Annotated in this window: 22 protein-coding genes; 12 read left to right on the top strand and 10 right to left on the bottom strand. The window is 48.5% G+C overall.

Annotation, left to right across the window (positions count from 1 at the left end; all coding sequences use genetic code 11):
* Positions 1 to 8 precede the first annotated feature (8 nt).
* Positions 9 to 908, top strand: coding sequence for a class F sortase (locus KNP62_RS11120; RefSeq protein WP_214785560.1), 900 nt, complete (start codon positions 9 to 11; stop codon positions 906 to 908).
* Positions 909 to 957: 49 nt separating this feature from the next.
* Here KNP62_RS11120 and KNP62_RS11115 read toward each other — a convergent pair whose 3' ends face one another.
* The 3 genes from KNP62_RS11115 to KNP62_RS11105 all read right to left on the bottom strand — a co-directional run bounded on the left by KNP62_RS11115 (position 958) and on the right by KNP62_RS11105 (position 4497).
* Positions 958 to 1665, bottom strand: a complete 708-nt coding sequence (locus tag KNP62_RS11115) for an ABC transporter ATP-binding protein (RefSeq protein ID WP_214785559.1) — start codon at positions 1663 to 1665, stop codon at positions 958 to 960.
* Entirely contained in the window at positions 1665 to 3302 is a 1638-nt protein-coding gene (locus KNP62_RS11110) for an ABC transporter permease (protein WP_214785558.1), read from the bottom strand. The genes KNP62_RS11115 and KNP62_RS11110 overlap by 1 nt, the downstream gene beginning before the upstream one ends.
* Before the next feature lie 133 nt (positions 3303 to 3435).
* The gene (locus tag KNP62_RS11105; RefSeq protein WP_214746803.1) at positions 3436 to 4497 is read right to left on the bottom strand and encodes a Fe(3+) ABC transporter substrate-binding protein; all 1062 of its coding nucleotides are present in this window, start codon (positions 4495 to 4497) and stop codon (positions 3436 to 3438) included.
* 228 nt (positions 4498 to 4725) lie between these two features.
* Between KNP62_RS11105 and KNP62_RS11100 the strand changes: the two genes are divergently transcribed.
* Together KNP62_RS11100 and KNP62_RS11095 are read left to right on the top strand one after the other, a co-directional pair.
* On the top strand, positions 4726 to 5292 hold the full coding sequence (locus tag KNP62_RS11100) for a TetR/AcrR family transcriptional regulator (protein WP_214785557.1): 567 nt from the start codon (positions 4726 to 4728) through the stop codon (positions 5290 to 5292).
* Between the two features lie 29 nt (positions 5293 to 5321).
* Positions 5322 to 8474: an efflux RND transporter permease subunit gene (locus KNP62_RS11095; RefSeq protein WP_214785556.1), complete on the top strand. Its 3153-nt coding sequence runs from the start codon at positions 5322 to 5324 to the stop codon at positions 8472 to 8474.
* 44 nt (positions 8475 to 8518) lie between these two features.
* On the opposite strand, the gene KNP62_RS11090 is transcribed toward KNP62_RS11095, so the two are convergent.
* Entirely contained in the window at positions 8519 to 9256 is a 738-nt protein-coding gene (locus KNP62_RS11090) for a YwqG family protein (protein ID WP_214785555.1), read from the bottom strand.
* A gap of 150 nt (positions 9257 to 9406) precedes the next feature.
* On the opposite strand from KNP62_RS11090, the gene KNP62_RS11085 reads away from it, so the two are divergent.
* The 4 genes from KNP62_RS11085 (at position 9407) to KNP62_RS11070 (ending at position 12274) form a co-directional block, all read left to right on the top strand.
* Positions 9407 to 9760: a CidA/LrgA family protein gene (locus KNP62_RS11085; protein ID WP_214785554.1), complete on the top strand. Its 354-nt coding sequence runs from the start codon at positions 9407 to 9409 to the stop codon at positions 9758 to 9760.
* Positions 9757 to 10431 (top strand): LrgB family protein, encoded by a 675-nt coding sequence (locus KNP62_RS11080; RefSeq protein ID WP_214785553.1) that lies wholly within the window; start codon positions 9757 to 9759, stop codon positions 10429 to 10431. The genes KNP62_RS11085 and KNP62_RS11080 overlap by 4 nt, the downstream gene beginning before the upstream one ends.
* 102 nt (positions 10432 to 10533) lie before the next feature.
* A complete protein-coding gene (gene pepT / locus KNP62_RS11075; RefSeq protein ID WP_214785552.1) occupies positions 10534 to 11772 on the top strand; it encodes a peptidase T in 1239 nt (412 codons plus the stop codon).
* 52 nt (positions 11773 to 11824) lie between these two features.
* Entirely contained in the window at positions 11825 to 12274 is a 450-nt protein-coding gene (locus KNP62_RS11070; RefSeq protein ID WP_483299212.1) for an SACOL1771 family peroxiredoxin, read from the top strand.
* A 38-nt stretch (positions 12275 to 12312) separates the two neighbouring features.
* On the opposite strand, the gene KNP62_RS11065 is transcribed toward KNP62_RS11070, so the two are convergent.
* Positions 12313 to 12954 (bottom strand): hypothetical protein, encoded by a 642-nt coding sequence (locus tag KNP62_RS11065; RefSeq protein ID WP_214785550.1) that lies wholly within the window; start codon positions 12952 to 12954, stop codon positions 12313 to 12315.
* A 189-nt stretch (positions 12955 to 13143) separates the two neighbouring features.
* On the opposite strand from KNP62_RS11065, the gene KNP62_RS11060 reads away from it, so the two are divergent.
* A complete protein-coding gene (locus KNP62_RS11060) occupies positions 13144 to 14769 on the top strand; it encodes an ABC-F family ATP-binding cassette domain-containing protein (protein WP_214695756.1) in 1626 nt (541 codons plus the stop codon).
* A 33-nt stretch (positions 14770 to 14802) separates the two neighbouring features.
* Here the strand turns inward: KNP62_RS11060 and KNP62_RS11055 are convergent, their stop codons facing one another.
* Positions 14803 to 15552 carry a FixH family protein gene (locus KNP62_RS11055; protein ID WP_214785549.1) on the bottom strand — a complete coding sequence of 250 codons (750 nt, stop codon included), beginning with the start codon at positions 15550 to 15552 and terminating at the stop codon, positions 14803 to 14805.
* 265 nt (positions 15553 to 15817) lie between these two features.
* On the opposite strand from KNP62_RS11055, the gene KNP62_RS11050 reads away from it, so the two are divergent.
* Both KNP62_RS11050 and KNP62_RS11045 read left to right on the top strand, forming a co-directional pair.
* Entirely contained in the window at positions 15818 to 17014 is a 1197-nt protein-coding gene (locus tag KNP62_RS11050) for a LysM peptidoglycan-binding domain-containing protein (protein ID WP_214785548.1), read from the top strand.
* A 65-nt stretch (positions 17015 to 17079) separates the two neighbouring features.
* Positions 17080 to 17343 (top strand): LlsX family protein, encoded by a 264-nt coding sequence (locus tag KNP62_RS11045; RefSeq protein WP_214785547.1) that lies wholly within the window; start codon positions 17080 to 17082, stop codon positions 17341 to 17343.
* A 32-nt stretch (positions 17344 to 17375) separates the two neighbouring features.
* Here KNP62_RS11045 and aceA read toward each other — a convergent pair whose 3' ends face one another.
* The 3 genes from aceA to KNP62_RS11030 all read right to left on the bottom strand — a co-directional run bounded on the left by aceA (position 17376) and on the right by KNP62_RS11030 (position 21196).
* Positions 17376 to 18644 carry an isocitrate lyase gene (aceA, locus tag KNP62_RS11040; RefSeq protein ID WP_214746768.1) on the bottom strand — a complete coding sequence of 423 codons (1269 nt, stop codon included), beginning with the start codon at positions 18642 to 18644 and terminating at the stop codon, positions 17376 to 17378.
* A 75-nt stretch (positions 18645 to 18719) separates the two neighbouring features.
* Positions 18720 to 19016 carry a hypothetical protein gene (locus KNP62_RS11035; RefSeq protein WP_214785546.1) on the bottom strand — a complete coding sequence of 99 codons (297 nt, stop codon included), beginning with the start codon at positions 19014 to 19016 and terminating at the stop codon, positions 18720 to 18722.
* The gene (locus KNP62_RS11030) at positions 19013 to 21196 is read right to left on the bottom strand and encodes a malate synthase G (RefSeq protein WP_483299211.1); all 2184 of its coding nucleotides are present in this window, start codon (positions 21194 to 21196) and stop codon (positions 19013 to 19015) included. Before KNP62_RS11030 ends, KNP62_RS11035 begins: the two co-directional genes overlap by 4 nt.
* Positions 21197 to 21377: 181 nt before the next feature.
* On the opposite strand from KNP62_RS11030, the gene KNP62_RS11025 reads away from it, so the two are divergent.
* Positions 21378 to 21824 (top strand): MarR family winged helix-turn-helix transcriptional regulator, encoded by a 447-nt coding sequence (locus KNP62_RS11025; RefSeq protein WP_214785544.1) that lies wholly within the window; start codon positions 21378 to 21380, stop codon positions 21822 to 21824.
* Positions 21821 to 22456 (top strand): nitroreductase family protein, encoded by a 636-nt coding sequence (locus KNP62_RS11020; RefSeq protein ID WP_214785543.1) that lies wholly within the window; start codon positions 21821 to 21823, stop codon positions 22454 to 22456. Before KNP62_RS11025 ends, KNP62_RS11020 begins: the two co-directional genes overlap by 4 nt.
* Positions 22457 to 22495: 39 nt before the next feature.
* Here KNP62_RS11020 and KNP62_RS11015 read toward each other — a convergent pair whose 3' ends face one another.
* Positions 22496 to 23158 (bottom strand): NAD(P)H-dependent oxidoreductase, encoded by a 663-nt coding sequence (locus tag KNP62_RS11015; protein ID WP_015880376.1) that lies wholly within the window; start codon positions 23156 to 23158, stop codon positions 22496 to 22498.
* Positions 23159 to 23160: the final 2 nt, after the last annotated feature.

Genomic DNA, 23160 nt, shown 5'->3' with positions numbered 1-23160 from the left:
GGAGCCCCATGAACAAGCGCCATTTGTTTCTGGCGCTCTCTCTCTTTTGTTTTAGCTTCTGGACGTGGACGAGCGCCCAAGAATCGTCGTCACCACCTGTAGAAGAAAAACAAATAGAGGAGAGCCCGGATTTAACGGCTGAATTCTCACTTCTACAGGAAGAGGTGAAGAAGTTACGATTAGCAGAGGAAGAAGAAAACGCGAAGGCCGTCACCCCCTTTCAAATCCAAATTCCGAAAATCGATGTCGATACCGCCATCGAACAAGTCGGGGTACTGGAAAACGGACAGATGGGTGTACCAGAAGATGAAAATCAGGTCGGGTGGTTCGAACCCGGTGTCACACCGGGAAGTAAAGGGAATGCCGTGATCGCCGGTCACGTCGACAGCAAGACCGGTCCGGCCGTCTTTTATCAACTCGATCAACTTAAAGAAGGCGATGACGTTCTGATTCAAGACGAAGCCGGAAACACACTTCGGTTCCGCGTCACAAAAACAGAACGCTATGATACGAAAACCGCGCCAATCGAAGAGATTTTCGGTGCCACATCAAATCGCAATTTAAATTTGATCACCTGTTCGGGTACGTTCGGGGACGGGGGCTACGATGAACGATTCGTCGTGTATACAGAGCTAGTGGATACCGAACTGAACGAAACTGTCGATCTCGAGATCCCGACGGCAGTCGCGCGACAAGGAAACTTGTTAACCTGGCACGCCGTGCGTCAAGAGAGCGTGATCGGATATCGCATCTATGAAGTCGTCGACGGAAAAGCGACTCATATCGAAAGCGTCCCATCCCATGCAAGAAAGAGTATCGAAGTCGCAAGTAAAACAGGTGTTTCTTATTATGTGACTGCGATTGACCAACTTGGAAATGAGTCGAAGCCTTCCGAGATGACCAAATGACAAAAGACCCCTTACTCACTTTTAATGTGTGAATAAGGGGTCTTCTCTATTATACGAAGCAAGGAATCTGCGGGTTGAACGTCTTGTTGTTCTCCGTCATGACTTGCTTTTTAATTTTGCCTTCTCCGAGGTAGACGATGCGGTCAGCAAGCGCCTCTGCATCTTCCTCGTCGTGTGTCACGAAGATTGTCGTTGTGCCCGTCTGCTTCAAGAGACGGCGAAGGTCGTCGCGAATCCGATGTTGGAGTGACGTGTCGAGGTTACTGAACGGTTCGTCTAGAATCAACAGTGCCGGCTTCGGTGCGAGTGCACGCGCGAGCGCGACACGCTGTTGTTGTCCCCCACTGAGTTCGTACGGGTAACGGTGACGGAACTCCGCCAAGTTGACGAGCGCGAGCATTTCTTCGACACGCGCATTCCGTTCCTTCCGGCTTAGTTTATGAAGACCGAACCGAATGTTCTTTTCAACGGTCATGTGTGGGAAGAGTGCGTAGTCTTGGAAGACCATCCCGACGCCACGATCTTCTGGCGGCATGAACTGACAATCGTCGCAACAGACGCAGTCGTTCACGACGACGACGCCCTGGTTCGGCATCTCGAGCCCTGCGATCAATCGGAGAATCGTACTTTTCCCAGAACCGCTGTCCCCAAGAAGCGAGACGATTTCGCCTTTTGTGATTGAAATCGAGAACCCTTTGATGGTCTCTTCATGTGCACCTTTATAGCTAAAATGTAAATCGTTGATTTGAACGAACATTAGTCGGCCTCCTTATCAAGCACCTTGTGGGAAACGAATATCAACAGTCCACTCATGAGGACGATGACGATGGAAGCGAGTGCCGCTTCGTGTATCTTCTCATCACTCACGTATTTGAACGCCTGAGTCGCAAGCGTCGAAAAGTTAAATGGTTGTAAAAAGAGCGTCAACGGCAACTCTTTCATAATATCAATAAAGACGAGGATAAATGCGCTCATGATGGCGCCTTTGATCATCGGGATATCCACGCGGAAGAACGTCTGGACCGTGTTCCATCCGAGCATGCGAGATGCTTCCGTGAACGATTTCCCGACCTTCTCGAACCCGCTCTCAATCGAGTTATAGCCGATGGCGAGGAAACGGATGACGTAGGCGAAGATGAGCATGATCAGCGTCGTCCGAAACACGAACGTCTGGCTCAAGTCGAGTGCCCGTGCCATATCGAGCACTTTGTCATCGAGCCATAAGAAGAGCGTGATGACCGCAATCGCGATCGCTGCCCCTGGAATCGAATATCCAAGCGTCGTCACTTTTGAAATGACGCGTGTCATGTTCGACGGGAAGAGCCGCGTGTAGTTCGCGATGATGAGTGCGAACAACAGGATGATCACTGTTGCGATAAAGGCGACACGCACCGTATTCCAAACAAGTTGCCAAAATTCTTCCGTGAAGACCGTATCGAACGTCAGGAACGTCCAGGCCGTCAACTGCGTGAACGGAATGACGAATGCGATGGCAAAGACGATCGAGACATAAGCGAATACCGCGTAGCGATGCCAGCCTTGAAGCGGTCTCGGTTTGAGCGGTTTCACTTTCGTCGAAGCGTAACTGAATTGCTTCCGTCCTCGCACGAGTCGCTCCATCGTCAAGATGGCGATGACGAGAATCATGAGGGTACCTGCCAGCTTCAGCGCCGACGACGTATCCTTCATCCCGAACCATGTGCTAAAAATAGCGGTACTGAACGTCTGGATCCCGAAATATTTCACGACGCCATAGTCGTTGAGTACTTCCATCAAGACGAGACTGACACCGCCAATGATGGCGACTCGGGAAATCGGAATGACGACGGTGAAGAAAATATCCCATGACCCACGACCGAGGATCCGTGCGTTCTCAATCATCGAGGACGATTGGTTATGCAGGAACGCTCGTGTGATCGTATAAATGTATGGATAGAGGAACAAGGTGAAAATAAACACGGTTCCTTGAATCGACATGATATTGAAGTACGACTGATCGACAGTGATCCCGAACTGATTCCGTAGTGTCGTTTGGATCACTCCGGTGTAATTTAAAATGCCGTGATACGTATACGCCCCGATATAAGGCGGAATCGCCAGTGGCAAGATGAGTGCCCATTTAAAGAAGCGACGGAACGGAAAATCATAGACGGTCACGAACCAGGCGAGGCTCGTTCCAATCACCGTCGTCAGGAGACCAGTAGCCACCATGATGAACAACGTGTTCCGCACATAACGGGGCAACAAATACTCTTGAATATGCTGCCAGTTCTCGTTGACCGGTGCGAATAATTCCACGAGCACGACAATCCCCGGCAAGACGATCAATAAAATCGCAAGAAAGCTTAGGATCGCCCATCCATTCAGTTGTCGTTTTACCGCGTGCCAGTTCATGTCGTACCGCTCCCGTTCTGTAAACAATCAATTCCTGTCCCATCATATCAGTTTCTACGCGTCCCGTGTAGCGCTTAGGGTGTATGAAACGCAAAAACCTCCGGCCTGAACTCGCGTTCAAGCCGAAGTCATCTTACTTCCAACCTACTTCGTTAAAGATGCGGATTGCTTCTTGTTGGTTTTCTCCAAGTGCAGAGAGGTTGATGTCTTGCTCTTTGAACTCGCCCCATGATTGAAGAAGCTCATTCGGCTCAACCGACTCGTTGACTGGGTATTCGTAGTTCACACTCGCAAATTTCTCTTGAGCTGACGGCTCTGACATGAACTCCATCAATTTCTGAGCATTTTCTGTGTTTTTCGATGCTTTCGTCATCGCGATACCAGAAATGTTCACGTGTGTGCCTGTTGTATCTTGGTTCGGGAAGAAGACACCGAGTTGCTCAGCGACTTTCTTCTCTTCTTCGTCTTCAGAATTCAACATGAGACCCATATAGTACGTGTTCATGATGGCGACGTCCCCTTCACCTGCGACGACTGCTTTCGCTTGGTCACGGTCGTTCCCTTGTGGATCACGTGCCATGTTATTCACTAAGCCTTTCGCCCACTCTTTCGCCTCATCGACACCGTTCACTTCGATGAATGATGCGAGAAGTGAGATGTTGTACATGTTTTCAGACGGACGCACGAGTACTTTGCCGTTCCATTGTTCTTCTGTCAATGCTTCATACGTCGACAATTCTTCTGGTTTCACGCGATCTTTCGAGTAAACGATGACACGTGCACGTTTCGTCAAACCGAACCATTCGTTGTCCGTGTCACGATATTTTGCAGGAATGTTTGACTCAAGCTCATCGCTATCGACCGCTTGGAGATGTCCCGCTTCTTTCGCCTGATACAAGTTCCCAGCATCTGCCGTAATGAAGAGGTCAGCCTCTGTGCTCTCTCCTTCAGTGTTTAAACGCTCGAGAAGTTCGTCACTCTTACCTTCCACGACGTTTACTTTGATGCCCGTCTCTTCTTCAAACTGTTTATATAATTGTTGATCGACATCGTAGTGGCGACTCGAGTAAACGTTGACGACGTTCGAATCGTCCGAGCCTTCATTTGAAGTTGTCTCATCTGTGCTTGCGCAAGCGGCAAGGAGCGATGTCGTTAGTGCTGCTGAAATTCCTAAAGCTGCATATTTTTTGTTCATCTGTCATTCCCCCACGTTCAATGATTTCTCTCTCTGGTAATGATAATTACTCTCAGTACTTATCATCACTGATAATCATTCTCACGTCAAGGGTTTTCTGCAATCGCTATCAGTAAGAATGCCTAATTTGTGACCGTTTTGAGGTCATCATTTCTTGACTTCAAAAGAATGCGAACGATATAGTGAAATCAAACAAACCGTCTGGTCGGTACAGAAAGAGGTGGAGATATGACAAACCGATCGAAAGTCACGAAACAAAAGCTATTAGATGCGGCAACGGACATCATTATGAATCAAGGTGTGCATCAACTCACGTTAGATGAGGTCGCTAAAACAGCTGGTGTTTCAAAAGGTGGACTTCTCTATCACTACGCTTCAAAAGAGGCATTACTGACTGCAATCGTCGAACGGTTACAACAAGAGCAAAACGAGTTGTATGCCTCACTGCAACAGGAAGGTCACGGTCCAGTCGAAGCATTCGTTCGTCTGTTCGATGAAACGAATTTGCATCCCGAACGCGCTGCCATTCATATCGACGTTGAGAAAATGATCGCATTTCTCACGCTGTTTGCCGTCGATCAAGAGTATGCCGATCGATGGAAGCAAGATTTAGATACGTTCTTCGAACAGTTTCAAAAAACAGCCGACCCGGTTGAAACGATGATCATTCGTTATGCACTCGAAGGCATGATGATGTCAGAACATTTTGGGGTCGGTGTTCCCCCTGCCGAACTCAAACAAGCAATCATCACCCGCTTGATTGAACGGGCCCACGCCATCGACAGCCAATCATAAAAACAACATATAGAGGAGATTAAAAACCCATGCAGAAAATCACGTCCTTCTCCGTCAACAACAAGTTCGCGGTTTGGTTGATGACGATCATTTTGACGGCCGCCGGTCTTTTCGCCGGTCTGACGATGAAGCTCGAGACGTTACCGGACATCACCACACCGACCGTCTCGGTCACAACTATTTATCCAGGAGCATCCCCTGAGCAAGTACTCGAAGAAGTCAGTACCGTTCTCGAAGAACGCCTGCAAAGTCTAAATGGTGTGGAACAAGTTCGTTCTTCATCGTTCCAAAACGCTTCGAACATCCAAATCGATTACGACTTCAGTACAGATATGGATGAAGCGGAACAGCAAGTCAAAGATGCGTTGAGTAACGTCGAATTGCCGGAGTCGGCACAAGAACCACAAGTATCGCGTCTCAGTTTCGACGCTTTCCCGGTCATCGGGGCTGCCATCTCGGATGAGAGTCTTGATTTAGCCGAATTGACGAAACTCGTCGAGGAAGAAGTCCAACCCGCTCTTGAAGGAGTGGAAGGCGCACAAACCGTCCAGATTGCCGGACAAGAGATTCGCCGCGTCGAACTTCAATTCGATCAAGAAGCGCTCGCTGAATACAATTTGACAGAAGACACGGTCAAACAATTGATTCAAGCGAATGATGCCCGTATCGCGCTCGGATTATATGAATTGGGTGACACGGAGCAAGCGGTCGTCATCGACGGCAAGTCTGAGACGCTCGAAGCGTTCCGCGACATCCAAATCCCATACTCACCAGCACAATCAACGCCGACGACACCGTCTGCCCCGACTGAATTGCCACCTGGTCAAACGCCAGACGTGCCAACAGAGGTCCCGACGGAAACACCATCGGCATTACCACCGAACGTTCCGACGACGGTTCCGACTGTCGCGTTGAGTGAACTTGCGACAATCGAGGACAAAGGAATCGAAGAATCGATTTCTCGCTCGAACGGTGAACGTTCAATCGGCGTACAAGTGACGAAAACACAAGATGCGAACACGGTCGATGTCGTCAACGCCGTCAAAGAAGTATTGAGCGACTTCGAAGCAGAGTATGATACGGCGAATGTATCGATCACACTCGACCAAGGACAACCGATTGAAGAGTCGGTCGAGACGATGTTATCGAAAGCATTGCTCGGTGGCTTATTCGCCATCCTCATCATCTTAGTGTTCTTGCGTAACTTCCGATCGACAATCATCGCTGTCATCTCGATCCCGTTATCGCTTCTCATGGCACTTATCGTGTTGAAGCAATTGGATATCACATTGAACATCATGACACTCGGTGCGATGACCGTTGCGATTGGACGCGTCGTCGATGACTCCATCGTCGTCATCGAGAACATTTACCGTCGACTCACACGGTCGAACGAACCACTTCGCGGTAAAGAATTGATCATCGCGGCGACAAAAGAAGTATTCATCCCGATCGCCTCGTCGACGATCGTTACAATCGCGGTATTTTTGCCGCTCGGTTTCGTCACAGGATTTGTCGGTGAGTTGTTCTTGCCGTTCGCATTGACTGTCGTCTTCGCCCTACTCGCTTCGTTACTCGTCGCAATCACGGTCGTACCAATGATGGCCGACTCGTTCTTTAAAAACCGCGACAAGTTGAAGCCAGAAGAAGGTCCAGGAAAGCTCGCGGAATGGTATCGCGGCGTCTTGAACTGGTCACTGAACCATAAACTCGTCGTCTTCGGACTCGCGACCGCCCTATTGATTGGTAGTTTTGCCCTCGTCCCAGCGATTGGAGTCAACTTCTTGAACCAAGATTCGGAGAAGACGTTGTTCGTCACATTCGACCCAGAACCTGGTCAAACGCTTGAAGATTCGATTGCTGCAGCTGAAGTGGCAGAAGAATACTTCATGAAAGAACAACCGAACGCAACGGACGTTCAGTTCACGGTCGGTGGAGAGAACCCGCTGAACCCAGGAAACAATAAACAAGGAATCTTTATCGTCCAGTATGACCCGGATACAGAAGATTTCGCAGATGTGAAGTTGGCTGATATTGAGAAGTTGAACGAACTCGCTTCAAACGGTGAGTGGAAAGAACAAGACTTCTCAGGTGGCGGCGCAACGAGCGGTGTGACATATAACGTCTATGCCAACTCGCTTGAAGATTTAGAAGCCATCGTGCCGACTTTCATCGAAACGATTGAAAAAGAAACGGATTACGTCCGTCAGGCAACGTCAGACTTACGTGAGTCCTATGTTCAATACACGTTCAACGTCGACCAACAAGCCGCTGCAGAAGCTGGTGTATCTGCAGGTCAAATCGCACAAGTCATCAGCCAATTCCAGGCACCAGAAAGCCCACTTGCGAGCGTGACAGTGGATGACAAACAGTTAGACGTCGTCATCCCGAACGAGCAAGTGACGTATGATAGTGTCGATGACCTGCAAGCACAAGAAATCACGACACCGTTCGGACCACGCCCGATTTCAGACTTCATTGAAATCGAAGAAGGCACAACGCCGGACACACTCGTCGAGCGCGACGGAAAACTGCTCGCACAAGTAAGTGTCGAACTCAGCACGGATAAAGCGACAGAAGCGTCGGCTGCGATCGAAGAACGCGTATCAGAGATCGAGCTCCCGTCTGGCGTATCGTATGATGTCGGCGGTGTAACGGAACAGATTCAAGAATCGTTCACACAGCTCGGTCTTGCGATGCTCGCTGCAATCGCTATCGTATACTTGGTTCTCGTGATCACATTCGGAGGGGCACTCACACCATTCGTCGTGTTGTTCTCACTCCCGTATGCGATTATCGGGGGACTTGTCGCCCTCCTCATCACTGGTGAAACGATTTCGGTTTCTGCCTTGATCGGGGCACTCATGTTAATCGGGATTGTCGTCACGAACGCCATCGTCTTGATTGACCGCGTCATTCATAAAGAAGAAGCTGGTTTATCAACACGTGAAGCGTTACTTGAGGCAGCAGGCACACGCCTTCGCCCAATCTTGATGACCGCACTCGCGACAATCGGTGCACTCGCACCGCTCGCACTCGGTCTCGAGGGCGGGGCACTCATCTCGAAAGGTCTCGGAGTCACCGTGATCGGCGGACTTACAAGTTCGACGCTTCTCACGTTGCTCATCGTACCGATCGTCTATGAGTTCTTCGCACGATTCCGTAAGAAAAAACAAGCCTAAACAAAAGAGAGTTGACCTTAACAAGTCAACTCTCTTTTTTGCGCTCAATAACACTGCATGATGATTTCGGTTTCTTCAAACCGTTTGGCGCGGAGGGCATCTTCTGGAATAAGAAAATAAAGAATGCCAACATCCCCAAATATGACATCTAATTCTTCAGTAGAATCCATTTGAAAGAGCAGGAAAGGACGATCGAATCGTTCCCCATATGTTTCTTCTACTTCTTCAAACACATCATTCTGCACTTCATTCGGATGTCCACCGATTGCGTGGAGTTCTTCTTGTTCGAATTGTTCGACAAGCGTTTCGTACAGGTCGTCACCGAGCAAATCGTACAAATCATATCCATTCTCCGCATAGCTCTCTTTGAAAGAAACGGCACGCTCATTCAATGCTTCTCCAACCCGCACTCGCTCAAGTTGCGTTTCTTCCGTATACAAGACACGCCAAAGATGACGCTCGTCCTCATCTCCCCAAGGTTGTTCTTCCAAGTCATAGAAGAAAGACAACAAACCTTCTTTCGGGAGTGCATCCACGGATTCAAACTCAGCTAAATCACTTAAACGGAACTGAGCTAAAAACGTCATATTCTCCCCAGGGTGCAAGTCAGCATGTGGCAAATCAGGATGCCCACCGAATTTTGAATGGCCGATTTGAACTTCTTCTCGTGTGGTTCGTGGTACAAGCGTCAAATTGACTCGCTTCGTGAACGCACGTAAAATGTCTTCCCCGTTTTGTAATCCATGCTCTTCAATAAATTGCTCAATCGTTTTTAGTTCCATCTCGACACCCCGCTTGTTTATGATAGATGTAGTATAGCATTCCGAACGTATGTACCCATTATCTTTTTTTGTTATACCCTTTTCTTGACCGATGAGGATGAATTTGAGAAGATGCATACGTTTTGAATGATGCGAAAGGAAGTCTTATAGATGAAATTATTGAAATGGATGATTGGGCTCTCACTCTTGTTTGGATTGAGCACGCTCGGCAACTGGATGGTTGAGACGTTCTCGTGGAAAGTACCGGGCAGCGTCATCGGCATGGTGCTGTTGCTCGTCCTCTTAATAACAAAAGTCATCCGCGTGGAATGGATTGAAGACAGCGCTGGATTTTTGACGAAGCACCTCGCATTCTTCTTCATCCCGATTGCTGTCGGTCTCATGGCGTACGGTACGTTGTTAAAAGCCGCCGGCATCCCTCTTCTCGTGACGTTACTCGTCAGCATGGCGGTCGGTATGATCGTGACGGCTCTCGTTTCCGGGAAAGAAGGTGAGACATCATGACATACGTTTGGATCGGATTGACGATTCTCGTATATACGTTTAGTCGTCAACTTTCGAAAAAGTGGGCATCCCCGTTCACTAATGTCGTCTTCTTAAGTACAGCGATTCTGATTCTTCTGTTACTTGTGACAGGACAGTCCTATGATGCGTATAAACCGGCTACCGATCTCATCACCATCTTACTCGGTCCGGCGACTGTCGCCCTCGGGTTACCGCTCTATCGCAACTTACCCGTGTTACTCGCCCGGGCAAAACGGGCCCTGAGTGCCATCGTACTTGGGTCACTTTCCACGATTTTTGTTGCTGTCCTTTTCGGCAAATTGTTTTCGTTCACCGAAAACGTATTGATTGCGCTATCGGTCAAATCGGCCACGTCCCCGATTGCCCTTGAATTGGCTCGACAACTAGAAGGGGATGCAACGCTTGCGGCTTCGATTGCCGTCGCCTGCGGTATTTTAGGTGCGATGCTCGGTCCGGTACTATTGACATGGATGAATATGGACGACCCGTTCACGCGTGGACTCACACTCGGCACCATCAGTCACGGGATCGGGACCGCTCAAGCGGCGACAGAACATCCGTTGTCTGGTGCAACAGGTGGAGCCGCGATGGGATTGACGGCCATCTTCACCTCATTCATCTTGCCCATTTTATACCCGTTTCTCTTTTGAACAGGTCGCGCTCATTTCATCGATGGGCGTGACTTTTTTGTTTCGACTTCGAGCGCGCGTGATAAACTAATGAAGATGAAACTTTTTAGAGGAGGGCAATCCATGCAAGAGAAATTAATTGAACGCTTAATGACATACGCGAAGATTGATACACAGTCTGACTTCACGAGTACGACAACACCATCGACGGCCAAACAATGGGATTTGATTCGTCATTTGGAGAAAGAACTGAAAGAACTCGGGCTGACAGACGTCGAGACGGATGAATACGGCTATCTCTTCGCCACACTTCCGAGTAACGTCGATCATGATGTCCCGACAATCGGCTTCCTCGCCCACGTGGATACGGCGACCGATTTCACGGGTACGAACGTTTCCCCTCAACTCGTCGAGCACTATGAAGGTGGCGATATCGTCTTGAACGAATCCTTAAATATCGTCTTGTCACCAAAAGACTTCCCAGAACTTGACGGGTATGTCGGACATACGCTCATGACAACGGACGGAACGACACTCCTCGGTGCGGATGATAAAGCAGGAATCGCCGAAATCGTCACAGCCGTCGAATACTTATTGGCTCACCCTGAGATTCCGCACGGACCGGTCCGCATTGCTTTCACACCGGATGAAGAAATCGGGCGTGGACCACATAAATTCGATGTCGCCCGTTTTAACGCGGACTTCGCTTACACGATGGACGGCGGTCCACTTGGAGAGTTACAGTATGAGAGCTTCAACGCAGCTGGTGCGACCATCACCTTCCATGGGACGAACGTGCACCCGGGTAGCGCCAAGAACAAGATGGTCAACTCGATGAAGCTCGCGATGGCGTTCCAAAACCGTTTACCGGCTGATGAGGCACCGGAACGTACGAGCAACTACGAAGGATTCTTCCATTTGAACGGCTTTAATGGGGATGTGGAAAAGACGACACTTCAATACATCATCCGCGATCACGACAAACAGAAGTTCGAAGCGCGTAAAGCGTTGATGGAGAAACTTGTCCTCGAATGGAAGCAAAAATACGGGGAAGAGCGGATTGAGCTCAAAATGGAAGACCAGTATTACAACATGGCCGAGAAAATCGAACCGGTGAAACACATCGTCGATACCGTTGCTGACGTCATGCGCGGCCTTGGCATCGAACCGAAGATTGAACCGATTCGTGGTGGGACAGACGGATCGCAACTTTCTTACATGGGCCTTCCGACACCGAACATTTTCACGGGTGGCGAGAACTATCACGGGAAGTTCGAATATATTTCTGTGAACAACATGGAAAAAGCAACAACCGTCATCATCGAAACACTTCGCACATTCGCGAAGCGTGCACAAGCATAACACATGCGCCTCCAATCGTTCTCTTTTACACTAGAGACATTGGAGGCGATTTTTGATGAAACATACATTTAGCATGAACCTCGGCTGGGATGGCGGACGAAATGACGTCGGTACCCTCGTGGCTGAGCGATTAAAGACACAGATTTCGATTCCACCCGAAATGGACGGTCCCGGAGTCGGCACGAATCCGGATGAAATGTTACTCGGAGCAGCGGCCACGTGTTATATCATCACACTCGCAGCCGTACTCGGGAGAAGCGACCTGACTCACCGTGGCATCACGATTGACGCAGAAGGAATCGTCGATGTGACGAACGGCATCTTCACCTACGAGACGATTCGCTATACGACAACGATTCAAGTACCTGCAGAGATGACCGACCGAGAGATTACGCTAGTCGAGCGCATTGCGAAAAAAGCGAAAGATCAATGTATGATTTCACGCGCGCTCGCAGGAAATGTAGCGTTCGAATTGAATACGACCGTTGTACGAGTCGATTAAAGCCATCATGACGATGGCTTTTTCTGTGCATCGAAGTATCAGCTACCTTGTTGATCGACAATCTCACCGTTCACAGAAATTCCTCGTACAACCGCGTCTTCTCCAATTTGAAAATAATATCGGTACGGGCCTTTTTGAATCATCGTTGCCTCGGTGAACGTATTTTCGTGATGGGATTTCGTTTCAATCGTATCGATTTCTGGATTGTTCACTTCTCCAAATCCCACATTGAAAGAATGTTCGACGTTTCCGGCGTCATCGTATTCTCGTAAAAATGTGCTATATGAGGTGAAATTGTCGTTTTCATAGTGCGTCCACCCTCTTGGGCCAAGAAGCTCCCATCCTTCTTCATCATTCCCCTCAAAGAACTGGACGACCAATGCCTCCATCTCATTTTGAAACTCCATATCATCTTGAAACTCCATGACATCTTGAAATTCTGTAGGATCCGGAATCGTCGTGTACATGACGATGGTCACCCCATTGTGTCGTGTTATATAAATCAACTTATTCATGTCATAAGTGAGACCTTTAGCCAACGCCTCGTCAAAATCATCATATTTCCCAAACTCAAACTTCCCTACCTCAAACGTTTGAAGTTCATTCTTCAATAGCGAATTCATGATACTTAAACTGACCGCAATAAATAGGATGATCAGCCAGAGTCTAATTTGTTTCATAGTACCCCCCATTTGATTCACGTGCATTTCTGTTCTACATAATATTTCCATCTTACGTTGTATAATCCTCTATCCTGATGCACAAGTTTTTCTTTAACGTTTGTGAATCATGACGTGACACTGCGCGTTTTTCAAAAACGTGATACAATACACGTCGTAAACTAATCAGAAAAACGAGGGATACCATACATGATTACAGTAAATAACGTCAGCCTACAATTTGGCGGCCGTAAGTTGTTCGAAGACGTGAACATCAAGTTCACACCAGGCAACTGTTACGGATTGATCGGTGCGAACGGTGCCGGTAAATCGACATTCTTAAAGATTTTATCAGGTGAGCAAGATACGACGACGGGTGATGTCAGCATCACACCGGGTGAGCGTCTCGCGGTCCTCAAACAGGACCACTATGCGTATGAGGACAGTGCTGTTCTCGAGACCGTCATCATGGGTCACGAGCGTCTTTATAGCGTCATGAAAGAAAAAGACGCCATTTATATGAAAGAAGATTTCTCAGACGAAGATGGAATGCGCGCAGCTGAACTCGAAGGTGAATTCGCCGAGTTGAACGGTTGGGAAGCAGAGTCGGAAGCGTCGATGGTTCTTCAAGGTCTCGGGATCACAGAAGCGCTTCACCAGAAACAAATGAGCGAACTCACAGGTGGCGAGAAAGTCAAAGTCCTTCTTGCCCAAGCACTCTTCGGTAAGCCAGACATCTTGCTTTTGGACGAGCCGACCAACGGACTTGACCTCAAAGCAATTCAATGGCTGGAAGAGTTCTTAATCAACTTTGAAAACACAGTCATCGTCGTTTCCCACGACCGTCACTTCTTGAACAAAGTCTGTACACACATGGCAGACCTCGACTTCGGAAAAATCCAATTGTATGTCGGGAACTACGACTTCTGGTATGAGTCAAGTCAACTTGCTACACGTATGGCGGCAGATCAGAACAAGAAGAAAGAAGAGAAGATCAAAGAGCTTCAAAACTTCATCGCACGTTTCAGCTCGAACGCATCGAAGGCGCGTCAAGCGACGTCACGTAAGAAGTTGCTCGATAAGATCACACTCGACGACATTCGTCCGTCATCACGTCGTTATCCATTCGTCGGATTCACGATGGAACGCGAAATCGGGAACGATGTTCTCTATGTCGACAACGTTTCGAAAACGATTGATGGCGTAAAAGTGCTCGACAACGTCACGTTCTCACTTAACAAGACGGACAAAGTCGCATTCGTTGGTCGTTCTGACGTTGCGATCACGACACTCTTCAAAATTCTCATGGGTGAGATGGAACCAGATACAGGTTCGGTCAAATGGGGCGTGACGACGACTCAGTCGTACTTCCCGAAAGACAACTCGGAATACTTCGAGGGCTCGGAAAAGAGCATCCTCGACTGGTTGCGTCAGTTCTCACCAGCCGATGAGTCAGATACGTTCCTTCGTGGATTCCTTGGCCGCATGCTCTTCTCAGGTGAAGAAGTCATGAAGAAGGCGTCTGTCCTCTCAGGGGGAGAAAAAGTACGCTGCATGCTCTCGAAGATGATGCTCTCAAACTCGAACGTGCTCGTCCTCGACGATCCGACGAACCACTTGGACCTCGAATCAATCACAGCACTCAACAACGGTCTCGAGTCATTCAAAGGCGTACTCCTCTTTAGCTCACATGACCATCAGCTCATCTCGACGATTGCGACACGCATCATCGAAGTGACACCGAATGGCATCGTGGATAAAGAAGCAACGTACGATGAGTACTTGGAGAACGAAGCGCTTCAACAACAAGTTGAATCTCTCTATCAAAATGCATAATAAAAATGATCGGCTCGCGTGAGCCGATCATTTTTATTTGACGTCTACCATTTCCATCACGTGCTCATGAAGATCATGACCTTTCGTGACGTGAACTTGAACGTTGTATGCACCAGATTCAGTAAAGGTGTACATTCCTTTGTACATCCCAGCATCTGCTTCCTCTAACTTCACCCACTCATGTTTCTCCGCTCCGTCTTGGAAGATTTCGAGTTGCACGTCTGCCCCCGCTAACATCTCCTCTTCAATCATAACGTGAACCATGAACGGTTGTTCCTCACCTGCTGTCGCCTCTTTCGGGTCAAGGGTGATATCCGCTCCAGCGTGGTGGTGATGCTCACTCTCTTCTTCCGCTTCAGCAGCCGTTTCTGGATGTCCAACCGTCACATTCGTCGTCGGCATCGTGTGCATCGAACGCGCTGTCACGTGAACTTGGACCGTATAGACCGCTTCTTCCGCAAACGTCGTCTCTGCTTCATAGACACCATCTTTCGTGAGTGACGCCTTGATCATGTCACTTTCTTCTTTCGCACCGTTCTTCCATACTTCGAACTTGATCTCATCCGCATCGTCTACAGGTTGACCATTTTGCGTGACTGTTACAGATAACGGTACCGCTTCTCCTTTTTCTGCCGTCGCAGCAACCGTCAACTCTGCCTCTACTGGTTCCATCGATTGTGGAACAGCTGCGCTCTCCGCTTCCTTCTCCGTACCACACGCACCGAGTACGAACAACCCGATGAGCCCCAACACGACCCCAAACCGTGTCATCACCTTTTTCATCATAAGTCCTCCTTATAAATCGCTTACATCTTTCACACATTGTTCATGATACCATCTCTTTCCAAAAAGAGTGTGAGCATTCTGTGAGATATCCCACGATACATTCTCACAAATTTCACACATATAGTTGAATCAAAATTTATTGAGTACATTTCCGAATTTTAGTCCATCATTTCTAAAAAGGGGTATATAAAATATATCAAGGTCAATCATTTGGAAAGTCTTAACATCAAGAGAGTTACATCATGAATGGAGGCGAATTCAGATGAAACGTAAGGTCATTCGTGGGGCGATGGCACTGTTCATCTTATTGGCGATGGTGATCACACAATCGATTTCCGTCAGTGCCGCCGCTTCAAAATTTGTCACGAGCGTGAACACGACGAGCAAGGTCGTCGCATTGACGTTCGATGACGGGGCAGACGGGGCGAACACGAACAAGATTTTAGACATTTTAGCAAAAAACAATGTCAAAGCCACTTTCTTTTTAACGGGGTCGGGCGCAAATAACCATCCACAGTACATTAAAAACATCGCCGCAAAAGGGCATCAGCTCGGAAATCACTCGTACACACATCCAGACTTCACCAAACTGACTGCTACACAAATGAAATCCGAGCTCGATCGCACGGAAGCTTTGATTAAATCGTTGACCGGAAAAACGACAAAACCGATTTTCAGAGCCCCGTTTGGTGCAGTGAATAGTACCGTATTGAGCGGTGTCGGGGCTGCAGGATACGGATACACGATTCAATGGAACATTGATACGATTGACTGGAAAGGGTTGACCGCGAGCCAAATCAACACGAAAGTTCAGACTAACATCAAACCGGGTTCAATCGTCTTGATGCATACAGGTGCGGGTGCACCGGGGACCCCACTCGCATTACCGACGATGATTTCGCAACTCAAAGCAAAAGGGTACCAATTCGTCACGGTCTCGCAATTACTCGCCTATCAAAACACGTCCACGAACAAAACGTATACCGTGAAGTCCGGTGACACATTGTACAGCATCGCACGGACGTATGGCGTCACCGTATCCGCTTTAGCGGCAGCTAACAATATCACCAACTATAGCTTAATCTATGTCGGACAAGTGCTCATCATTCCAGGAACAACCGTCACTCCACCACCTACAACGACCGTGAAATACACCGTGAAATCGGGCGACACGCTTTACAAGATTGCGACGATGTACAATACCACCGTCGCGAAAATTGCAGCCGCTAACAATATCACCAACGTCAACTCCATCACTGTCGGTCAGGTGCTCATCATTCCAGGAACAACCGTCACACCTCCACCTACAACAACTGTGAAATACACCGTAAAGTCGGGCGACACACTGTATAAGATTGCGACGATGTACAATACCACCGTCGCGAAAATTGCAGCCGCCAATAACATCACGAACGTTAACCTCATCAGTGTCGGGCAAGTGTTGACCATTCCGAAATGAGTGAACCGTGAATCTTTTCCTCTACTTGTGACGTATCGTATGCAAACAGGAAAAGAGGAATCGCTATGACTCGAATCGCAATCCGCGTTAGTATCGCTGCACTCATCGGACTTGGTGTCTCCATTACCACATTCTCGATTTTGATTTGGCTCGGTTATGAACAAGCACTCACATCCGGTGAGCCAATCCAATTCTTCACTCGTGACATTTATCAATTCGAAAACGAGGTCGGAGTCGCCAATCAGAATCAGATGGCCATACTTGGTGCAGGTTTTATGGGAATCGCTATTCTCGTCGGAGAAATTGGGGCACGCCTCAAACAAAAATAACCGCTGCGCGTGCAGCGGTTATTTTACATTCATTAATTTGTGAATTGCTCTGCTTCTGTCGAACCGGCGAGTGCTGTCGTTGATGATTGCCCACCTGAAATAACGAGTGAGACTTCATCGAAGTAACCCGTCCCGACTTCACGCTGATGACGTGTCGCCGTGTATCCATGTACTTCAGCCGCAAATTCTGCTTGTTGTAACTCCGAGTACGCTGCCATGCCGCGATCTTTGTACCCGCGTGCGAGCTCGAACATGCCGAAGTTGAGCGCGTGGAATCCAGCGAGTGTGACGAACTGGAACTTGTAGCCCATTGCGCCGATTTCTTGTTGGAATGTCGCAATCTCTTCGTCTGATAGCTTCTTCTTCCAGTTAAATGATGGCGAGCAGTTGTAAGCGAGTAGCTTCCCTGGATACTTCGCATGGATCGCTTCGGCAAATTGACGTGCCTCTGCCAAATCTGGTTCAGACGTCTCACACCAGACGAGGTCTGCATATGGTGCATAAGCGAGACCACGAGCGATGGCTTGCTCGATACCAGCCTCCGTACGATAGAAGCCTTCTGGTGTACGCTCTCCAATGATGAACGGGTGATCGATTGGATCGATGTCGCTCGTGATCAAGTTCGCCGCGTGCGCATCTGTCCGCGCTACGATGATTGTCGGAACGCCCATGACGTCTGCCGCGAGTCGAGCCGAAATCAAGTTTTTCACAGCCGTCTGGGTTGGGAGTAACACCTTCCCACCGAGGTGACCACATTTCTTCTCAGACGAGAGTTGGTCTTCGAGGTGAACACCGGCAGCACCTGCTTCGATCATTGCCTTCGTCAATTCGAATACGTTGAGGACACCACCGAACCCCGCTTCCATATCCGCGACAATCGGTGCGAACCAATGCGTATCGCCTTTTCCTTCTGCCGTTTGAATTTGATCGGCACGTTGAAGCGCCTGGTTGATTCGTTTGACGACACTCGGAACCGAGTTGGCCGGATATAGACTTTGGTCTGGGTACATATGACCCGATAGGTTCGCATCCGCCGCTACTTGCCAGCCGCTCAAGTAAATCGCTTCGAGTCCTGCCTTCACTTGCTGAATGGCCTGGTTCCCTGTCAACGCGCCGAGTGCATGAACATAATCACGCTCGTGCATCAATTGCCACAGGCGTTCCGCTCCTTTTGTCGCAAGCGTTTGTTCAATCACGATGGACCCTCGTAATTTCATGACGTCTTCTACAGAGTATGGACGTTCTACCCCTTCAAATCGTTCTGACTTCCAACTGTTCACCAATTCTTCGCGTTGTTTCATCAATAAACCCTCCTGTATTATATTAATTTAATTAAATGATATTTGTTATATAACAGATAGCCCAAATTAAACAATTTAGTCGAGGTAAGCACAGCACTCCAATGCCGATTTGAACGTCGAGTGCTCCATCCCGCAGCAACGACAGACGTTCTCTTCGTCCCGATCTTCCGGTTTGCGGAAGACGACGACTTCCTCAATCGGTTCCTTCATGATTTGAAGTGATCCATCTGCCCGGTCCAAGACGAGACGCATTAAGTCGTTCCCGTATACGAATGCTGTATTCGCAAGTGATGCTGTCGATTCTCCAGATACGATGCGGCGGACGACCCAACGTTCAATCAACTGTTCGCTTTCCATTTTTTTCGTTGTCATGATGAGGTTCCTCCTTTTAAATTGAACTCCACGGTTTGTCGTTTCATAAATTCACGGCGGCGGCGATGCAAGATTGGTTCCGTGTACCCGTTCGGCTGTTTCAACCCATGAAACACGAGTTCGTGAGCAGCTTGATAGGCGATTGACTGATCGACGTTCGGTGTCATCGGTCGGTAATTCGGATCTGACTCGTTTTGCTCATCGACAACTTGCGCCATCCGATAAAGTGTGACCTCCACTTGATCTGCTGAACAGATGCCGTGATGCAGCCAGTTGGCCACGTGTTGGCTCGAAATCCGGAGTGTCGCTCGGTCTTCCATCAGTCCGATATGGTGAATATCCGGTACTTTCGAACAACCTACACCTTGTTCGACCCAACGAACGACGTATCCGAGCAATCCTTGTAAGTTGTTCTCGAGCTCTTCTTTAATTTCGTCTTGTGAATAGATGCGTGTCGCGAGCGGAATGTCGAGGAGTTGTTGTCGCTCATGTTTCGAATGAGGCTGCTTGATCAATTCTCGCTGTACATCAAAAGCGTCGAGTTGATGATAGTGCATCGCATGGAGCGTCGCTGCCGTCGGGGAAGGCACCCACGCCGTTGTCGCCCCGGACCGTACGTGCGCAATCTTTTCACGCATCATGTCCCGCATCTGATCAGGCATCGCCCACATCCCTTTCCCGATTTGTGCACGGTGATGGAATCCGCTTTCGAGACCAGTCGATACATTCAATCGTTCGTATGCAGCGAGCCAAGGAGACGTCTTCATCTCTCCTTTTCGACGCATTGGTCCAAGTGTCATCGAGGAATGAATCTCGTCCCCCGTCCGGTCGAGGAAGCCCGTATTGATGAAGACGACCCGCTCTTTCACTTGAGCGATACAATTTTTCAAGTTGAGTGACGTTCGTCTCTCTTCATCCATCACGCCGACTTTTAACGTATGGCGCGGAAGGTTCAATAGATCTTCTACAGCGTCAAACAAGTCATTGGTGAATGCTACTTCTTCAGACCCGTGCATTTTCGGTTTGACGATATAGATCGATCCTTCCCGAGAGTTGAGGCGGCGATGTAGATGGCGACTCGCGATCAATGAAGTGAAGATGGCATCAACGATCCCCTCTGCTACCTCACGACCTTCTGCATCGAGGATCAAGTCCGTCGTCATCAAGTGTCCGACATTTCGAATGAATAAGAGTGCGCGTCCTGGGAGCACAACTTCCACTCCACCTTTTCCAATCAAACGCTTATCTTCGTTTAAACGTCGAGAGAGTCGCTCCCCGTTCTTTTGGAACGAGGCTTCAAGCGTCCCATCCATCAAGCCGAGCCAATTACGATACAGATGAACTTTGTCTTCCGCACAAACGGCTGCGACCGAGTCTTCACAATCCACGATTGCGGATAGGGCTGATTCGAGCTCGATGTCCATCAGTCCAGCAGGATCGACTTTGCCGACCGGATGCTCGCGGTCAAATTGCAGTTCAACGTGTAAGGCATGGTGTCTGAGCATCAACGTCTTCAACTCGTTCGGTTCCCCGGTGTAACCGACGAAAGAATCATCTGCGAACGAATGCTCGTCATCCCCGATTACCGCATAGGCGACATCATCACGAACGACGTATTGCGTCACTTCCTTGTGCGACCCTGACGATAGCGGGAACGTGTCATCTAGAAATTGTTTCGCCAACCGAATAACTTCATTACCGCGAACGGGATTATATCCTCGTCCCTTTTCCATACCGTCCGCCTCTTCAATCATATCTGTTCCATAAAGGGCGTCGTAGAGACTTCCCCATCTGGCATTGGCGGCGTTAAGTGCATATCTGGCATTGTCTAATGGTACGACGAGTTGCGGTCCCGCTTGATGCGCGATTTCACGATCGACACCCGAAACATCGATGTTAAAATCTTCGACAATCGGTTCGATATAGCCGATTGACGTTAAAAATGTCTCATATTCGATTGGATCGACTTCTTCTTGGCGACTGTACCACTCCTGTAACAATCGCTCATATGTCATGCGCTGCTCCAGAAGTGTCTGATTCACTGGAATGAAACGCTCTAGAAGCGATTCAACGCCTTCCCAAAAAACGTTGATTTCCTGGGGTTCAAGTACGTTTTTATTCACAAATTCAACCAGCTTTTCATGAACATGATACGTATTTAGTCGTTCATAGTGTTCCAAGCGTTCACATCCTCCTTTAACCATTGTTATATATCAGTTGATTACAATATAGACTATTATATAACAGTTTGACAACCCATTTCTTAAAACTTTTTATTTGAAATCTCGTCAGGATGGGTTTACTATACATTGTGTGACCCATCAATGATTGAGTCATCAATGATTTGAGGAGGCGATATGCATGCGAGATTCCTGCTCGCTCCGTGATCAAATTCTCTATCACATCATCACCGTACAAAAAGAATTGGGGCAATTATTCGACTCTGAAATGGACGGGCTCAGCCTGAGTCGCTACGACATTTTAAGCAACCTGTATCACGTCGGTCCATTGCGACAGCGTGAATTGCAACAACGCGTCGATGTTGACCATGCCGCCATCACCCGACACCTGAAACAATTAGAGGCACAAGAACTGATCACGCGGAGACGCTGTGAACAAGACAACCGTGTCATTTATGTCGAGTTGACAGACGATGGTCGTGAGCAAATTGCACATTGGACTGAGCAAAAAGAGTGCTTAACGGACCGACTTTTTGTCAACATGAAGGTAGAGGATCAACAACAGTTATTAGCATCCCTAACGATGTTACAAGATACTATTGACCATGAAAGGAAGACTACAATATGAACACTGCTACACAAAAAGACTTTATGGAGATTGTCAAAGGACGCCGCTCGATTCGTGTATACGATGAGAACGTCAAAATCTCAAAAGAAGAAATGACCCAAATCCTTGAAGAAGCGACAACAGCTCCTTCATCACTTAACTTACAGCCATGGCGCTTCGTCGTCATCGATAGCGCAGAAGGAAAAGAAACACTCCTTCCACTCGCAAGTTTCAACAAACGCCAAGTGGAAACATCTTCGGCTGTCATCGCACTCTTCGCTGACTATCAAATGGCAGATTATACAGAAGAGATTTTCGATACAGCGGTAGAGCGCGGTATGATGCCGACTGAGGTCCGTGACCGTCAAGTCGACATGATCAAAGGCATCTTCAAAGATGCACCGAAAGAAATGGTCAAAGACAGCATCATGCTCGATTCAGGTCTTGTTGCGATGCAACTCATGCTCGTCGCACGTGCGCACGGATATGATACAAACCCGATCGGCGGATACGACAAAGCGAATATTGCTGAAGCGTTCGGTCTCGACAAAGAACGTTACCTTCCAGTCATGCTTCTCTCAATCGGGAAAGCAGCAGAAGAAGGATACCCATCAGTCCGCTTCCCGGTCGACCGCATCACAGACTGGAAATAATTCAAAAGGTTCAATCGCTGAGGCGATTGAACCTTTTTTTCATCCGATATATTTGACGACTTCGTTGAAGTCCCGGCGTGTTTTCGGTGCGAAATCACGCGCCCGATACCCAAATGCAACCATGACCGAAAGTGACCATTCGCCTCGTTCCATCACACCTTCTGAGATGAGCAACTCATCGATTTCTTCTTGATTGAACCCTTCAATCGGGCATGAATCGATTTCGATTTGTGCGGCAGCCGTCATCATATTTCCGAGCGGAATGTATGTCTGACGCTTGATCCATTCCTGGAAGACACGTTCATCATCCAAGAGACGATAGTCGTTCTCCTGGAACTCCTGTACCCGTTTCACGCGTTGCGCGTATTCTTCTTCCGTCCGGCCCTGTACACCCGTCACGATATGACGAATATAGTCCGCATCGTAACGCATCGCTTTCGGTGTTCTTGCGAGAATCAACACGAAGTGGCTCGCAGTCAAAGCCTGACCTTGCGCTCCCCATGCGTGATCTTTAATTTTTTGGAGCAAATCTTCCCGACGCACCACGACGAATTGCCATGGCTCGAATCCGAATGAACTCGGCGAAAGACGTCCCGTCTCTAAAATGAACTCCATGTCCTCTTCTTTGATTTTACGATCCGCATCGAATGCTTTCGTCGCTTGACGCCAACGATACGCTTCTAAAATGTCTTTCTTTTTCATCG

The sequence above is a fragment of the Exiguobacterium sp. s183 genome, from assembly GCF_018617655.1.
GTDB classification, from domain to species: Bacteria; Bacillota; Bacilli; order Exiguobacteriales; family Exiguobacteriaceae; genus Exiguobacterium; species Exiguobacterium aestuarii_A.
The sequence above is the reverse complement of the archived record's forward strand: the minus strand, read 5'-3'. Positions and strand labels throughout refer to the sequence as shown.

Bases quoted from the DNA above. Each gene is read 5' to 3' on its own strand.
- KNP62_RS11035 (WP_214785546.1), bottom strand. From the start codon at position 19,016: ATGACAACGAAAAAAATGGAAAGCGAACAGTTGATTGAACGTTGGGTC.
- KNP62_RS11050 (WP_214785548.1), top strand. From the start codon at position 15,818: ATGAAACGTAAGGTCATTCGTGGGGCGATGGCACTGTTCATCTTATTG.
- KNP62_RS11055 (WP_214785549.1), bottom strand. From the start codon at position 15,552: ATGAAAAAGGTGATGACACGGTTTGGGGTCGTGTTGGGGCTCATCGGG.
- KNP62_RS11045 (WP_214785547.1), top strand. From the start codon at position 17,080: ATGACTCGAATCGCAATCCGCGTTAGTATCGCTGCACTCATCGGACTT.
- KNP62_RS11120 (WP_214785560.1), top strand. From the start codon at position 9: ATGAACAAGCGCCATTTGTTTCTGGCGCTCTCTCTCTTTTGTTTTAGC.
- KNP62_RS11100 (WP_214785557.1), top strand. From the start codon at position 4,726: ATGACAAACCGATCGAAAGTCACGAAACAAAAGCTATTAGATGCGGCA.
- KNP62_RS11020 (WP_214785543.1), top strand. From the start codon at position 21,821: ATGAACACTGCTACACAAAAAGACTTTATGGAGATTGTCAAAGGACGC.
- KNP62_RS11060 (WP_214695756.1), top strand. From the start codon at position 13,144: ATGATTACAGTAAATAACGTCAGCCTACAATTTGGCGGCCGTAAGTTG.
- KNP62_RS11095 (WP_214785556.1), top strand. From the start codon at position 5,322: ATGCAGAAAATCACGTCCTTCTCCGTCAACAACAAGTTCGCGGTTTGG.
- KNP62_RS11085 (WP_214785554.1), top strand. From the start codon at position 9,407: ATGAAATTATTGAAATGGATGATTGGGCTCTCACTCTTGTTTGGATTG.
- aceA (WP_214746768.1), bottom strand. From the start codon at position 18,644: ATGAAACAACGCGAAGAATTGGTGAACAGTTGGAAGTCAGAACGATTT.
- KNP62_RS11115 (WP_214785559.1), bottom strand. From the start codon at position 1,665: ATGTTCGTTCAAATCAACGATTTACATTTTAGCTATAAAGGTGCACAT.
- KNP62_RS11110 (WP_214785558.1), bottom strand. From the start codon at position 3,302: ATGAACTGGCACGCGGTAAAACGACAACTGAATGGATGGGCGATCCTA.
- KNP62_RS11090 (WP_214785555.1), bottom strand. From the start codon at position 9,256: ATGGAACTAAAAACGATTGAGCAATTTATTGAAGAGCATGGATTACAA.
- KNP62_RS11015 (WP_015880376.1), bottom strand. From the start codon at position 23,158: ATGAAAAAGAAAGACATTTTAGAAGCGTATCGTTGGCGTCAAGCGACG.
- KNP62_RS11065 (WP_214785550.1), bottom strand. From the start codon at position 12,954: ATGAAACAAATTAGACTCTGGCTGATCATCCTATTTATTGCGGTCAGT.
- KNP62_RS11080 (WP_214785553.1), top strand. From the start codon at position 9,757: ATGACATACGTTTGGATCGGATTGACGATTCTCGTATATACGTTTAGT.
- KNP62_RS11025 (WP_214785544.1), top strand. From the start codon at position 21,378: ATGCGAGATTCCTGCTCGCTCCGTGATCAAATTCTCTATCACATCATC.
- KNP62_RS11105 (WP_214746803.1), bottom strand. From the start codon at position 4,497: ATGAACAAAAAATATGCAGCTTTAGGAATTTCAGCAGCACTAACGACA.
- pepT (WP_214785552.1), top strand. From the start codon at position 10,534: ATGCAAGAGAAATTAATTGAACGCTTAATGACATACGCGAAGATTGAT.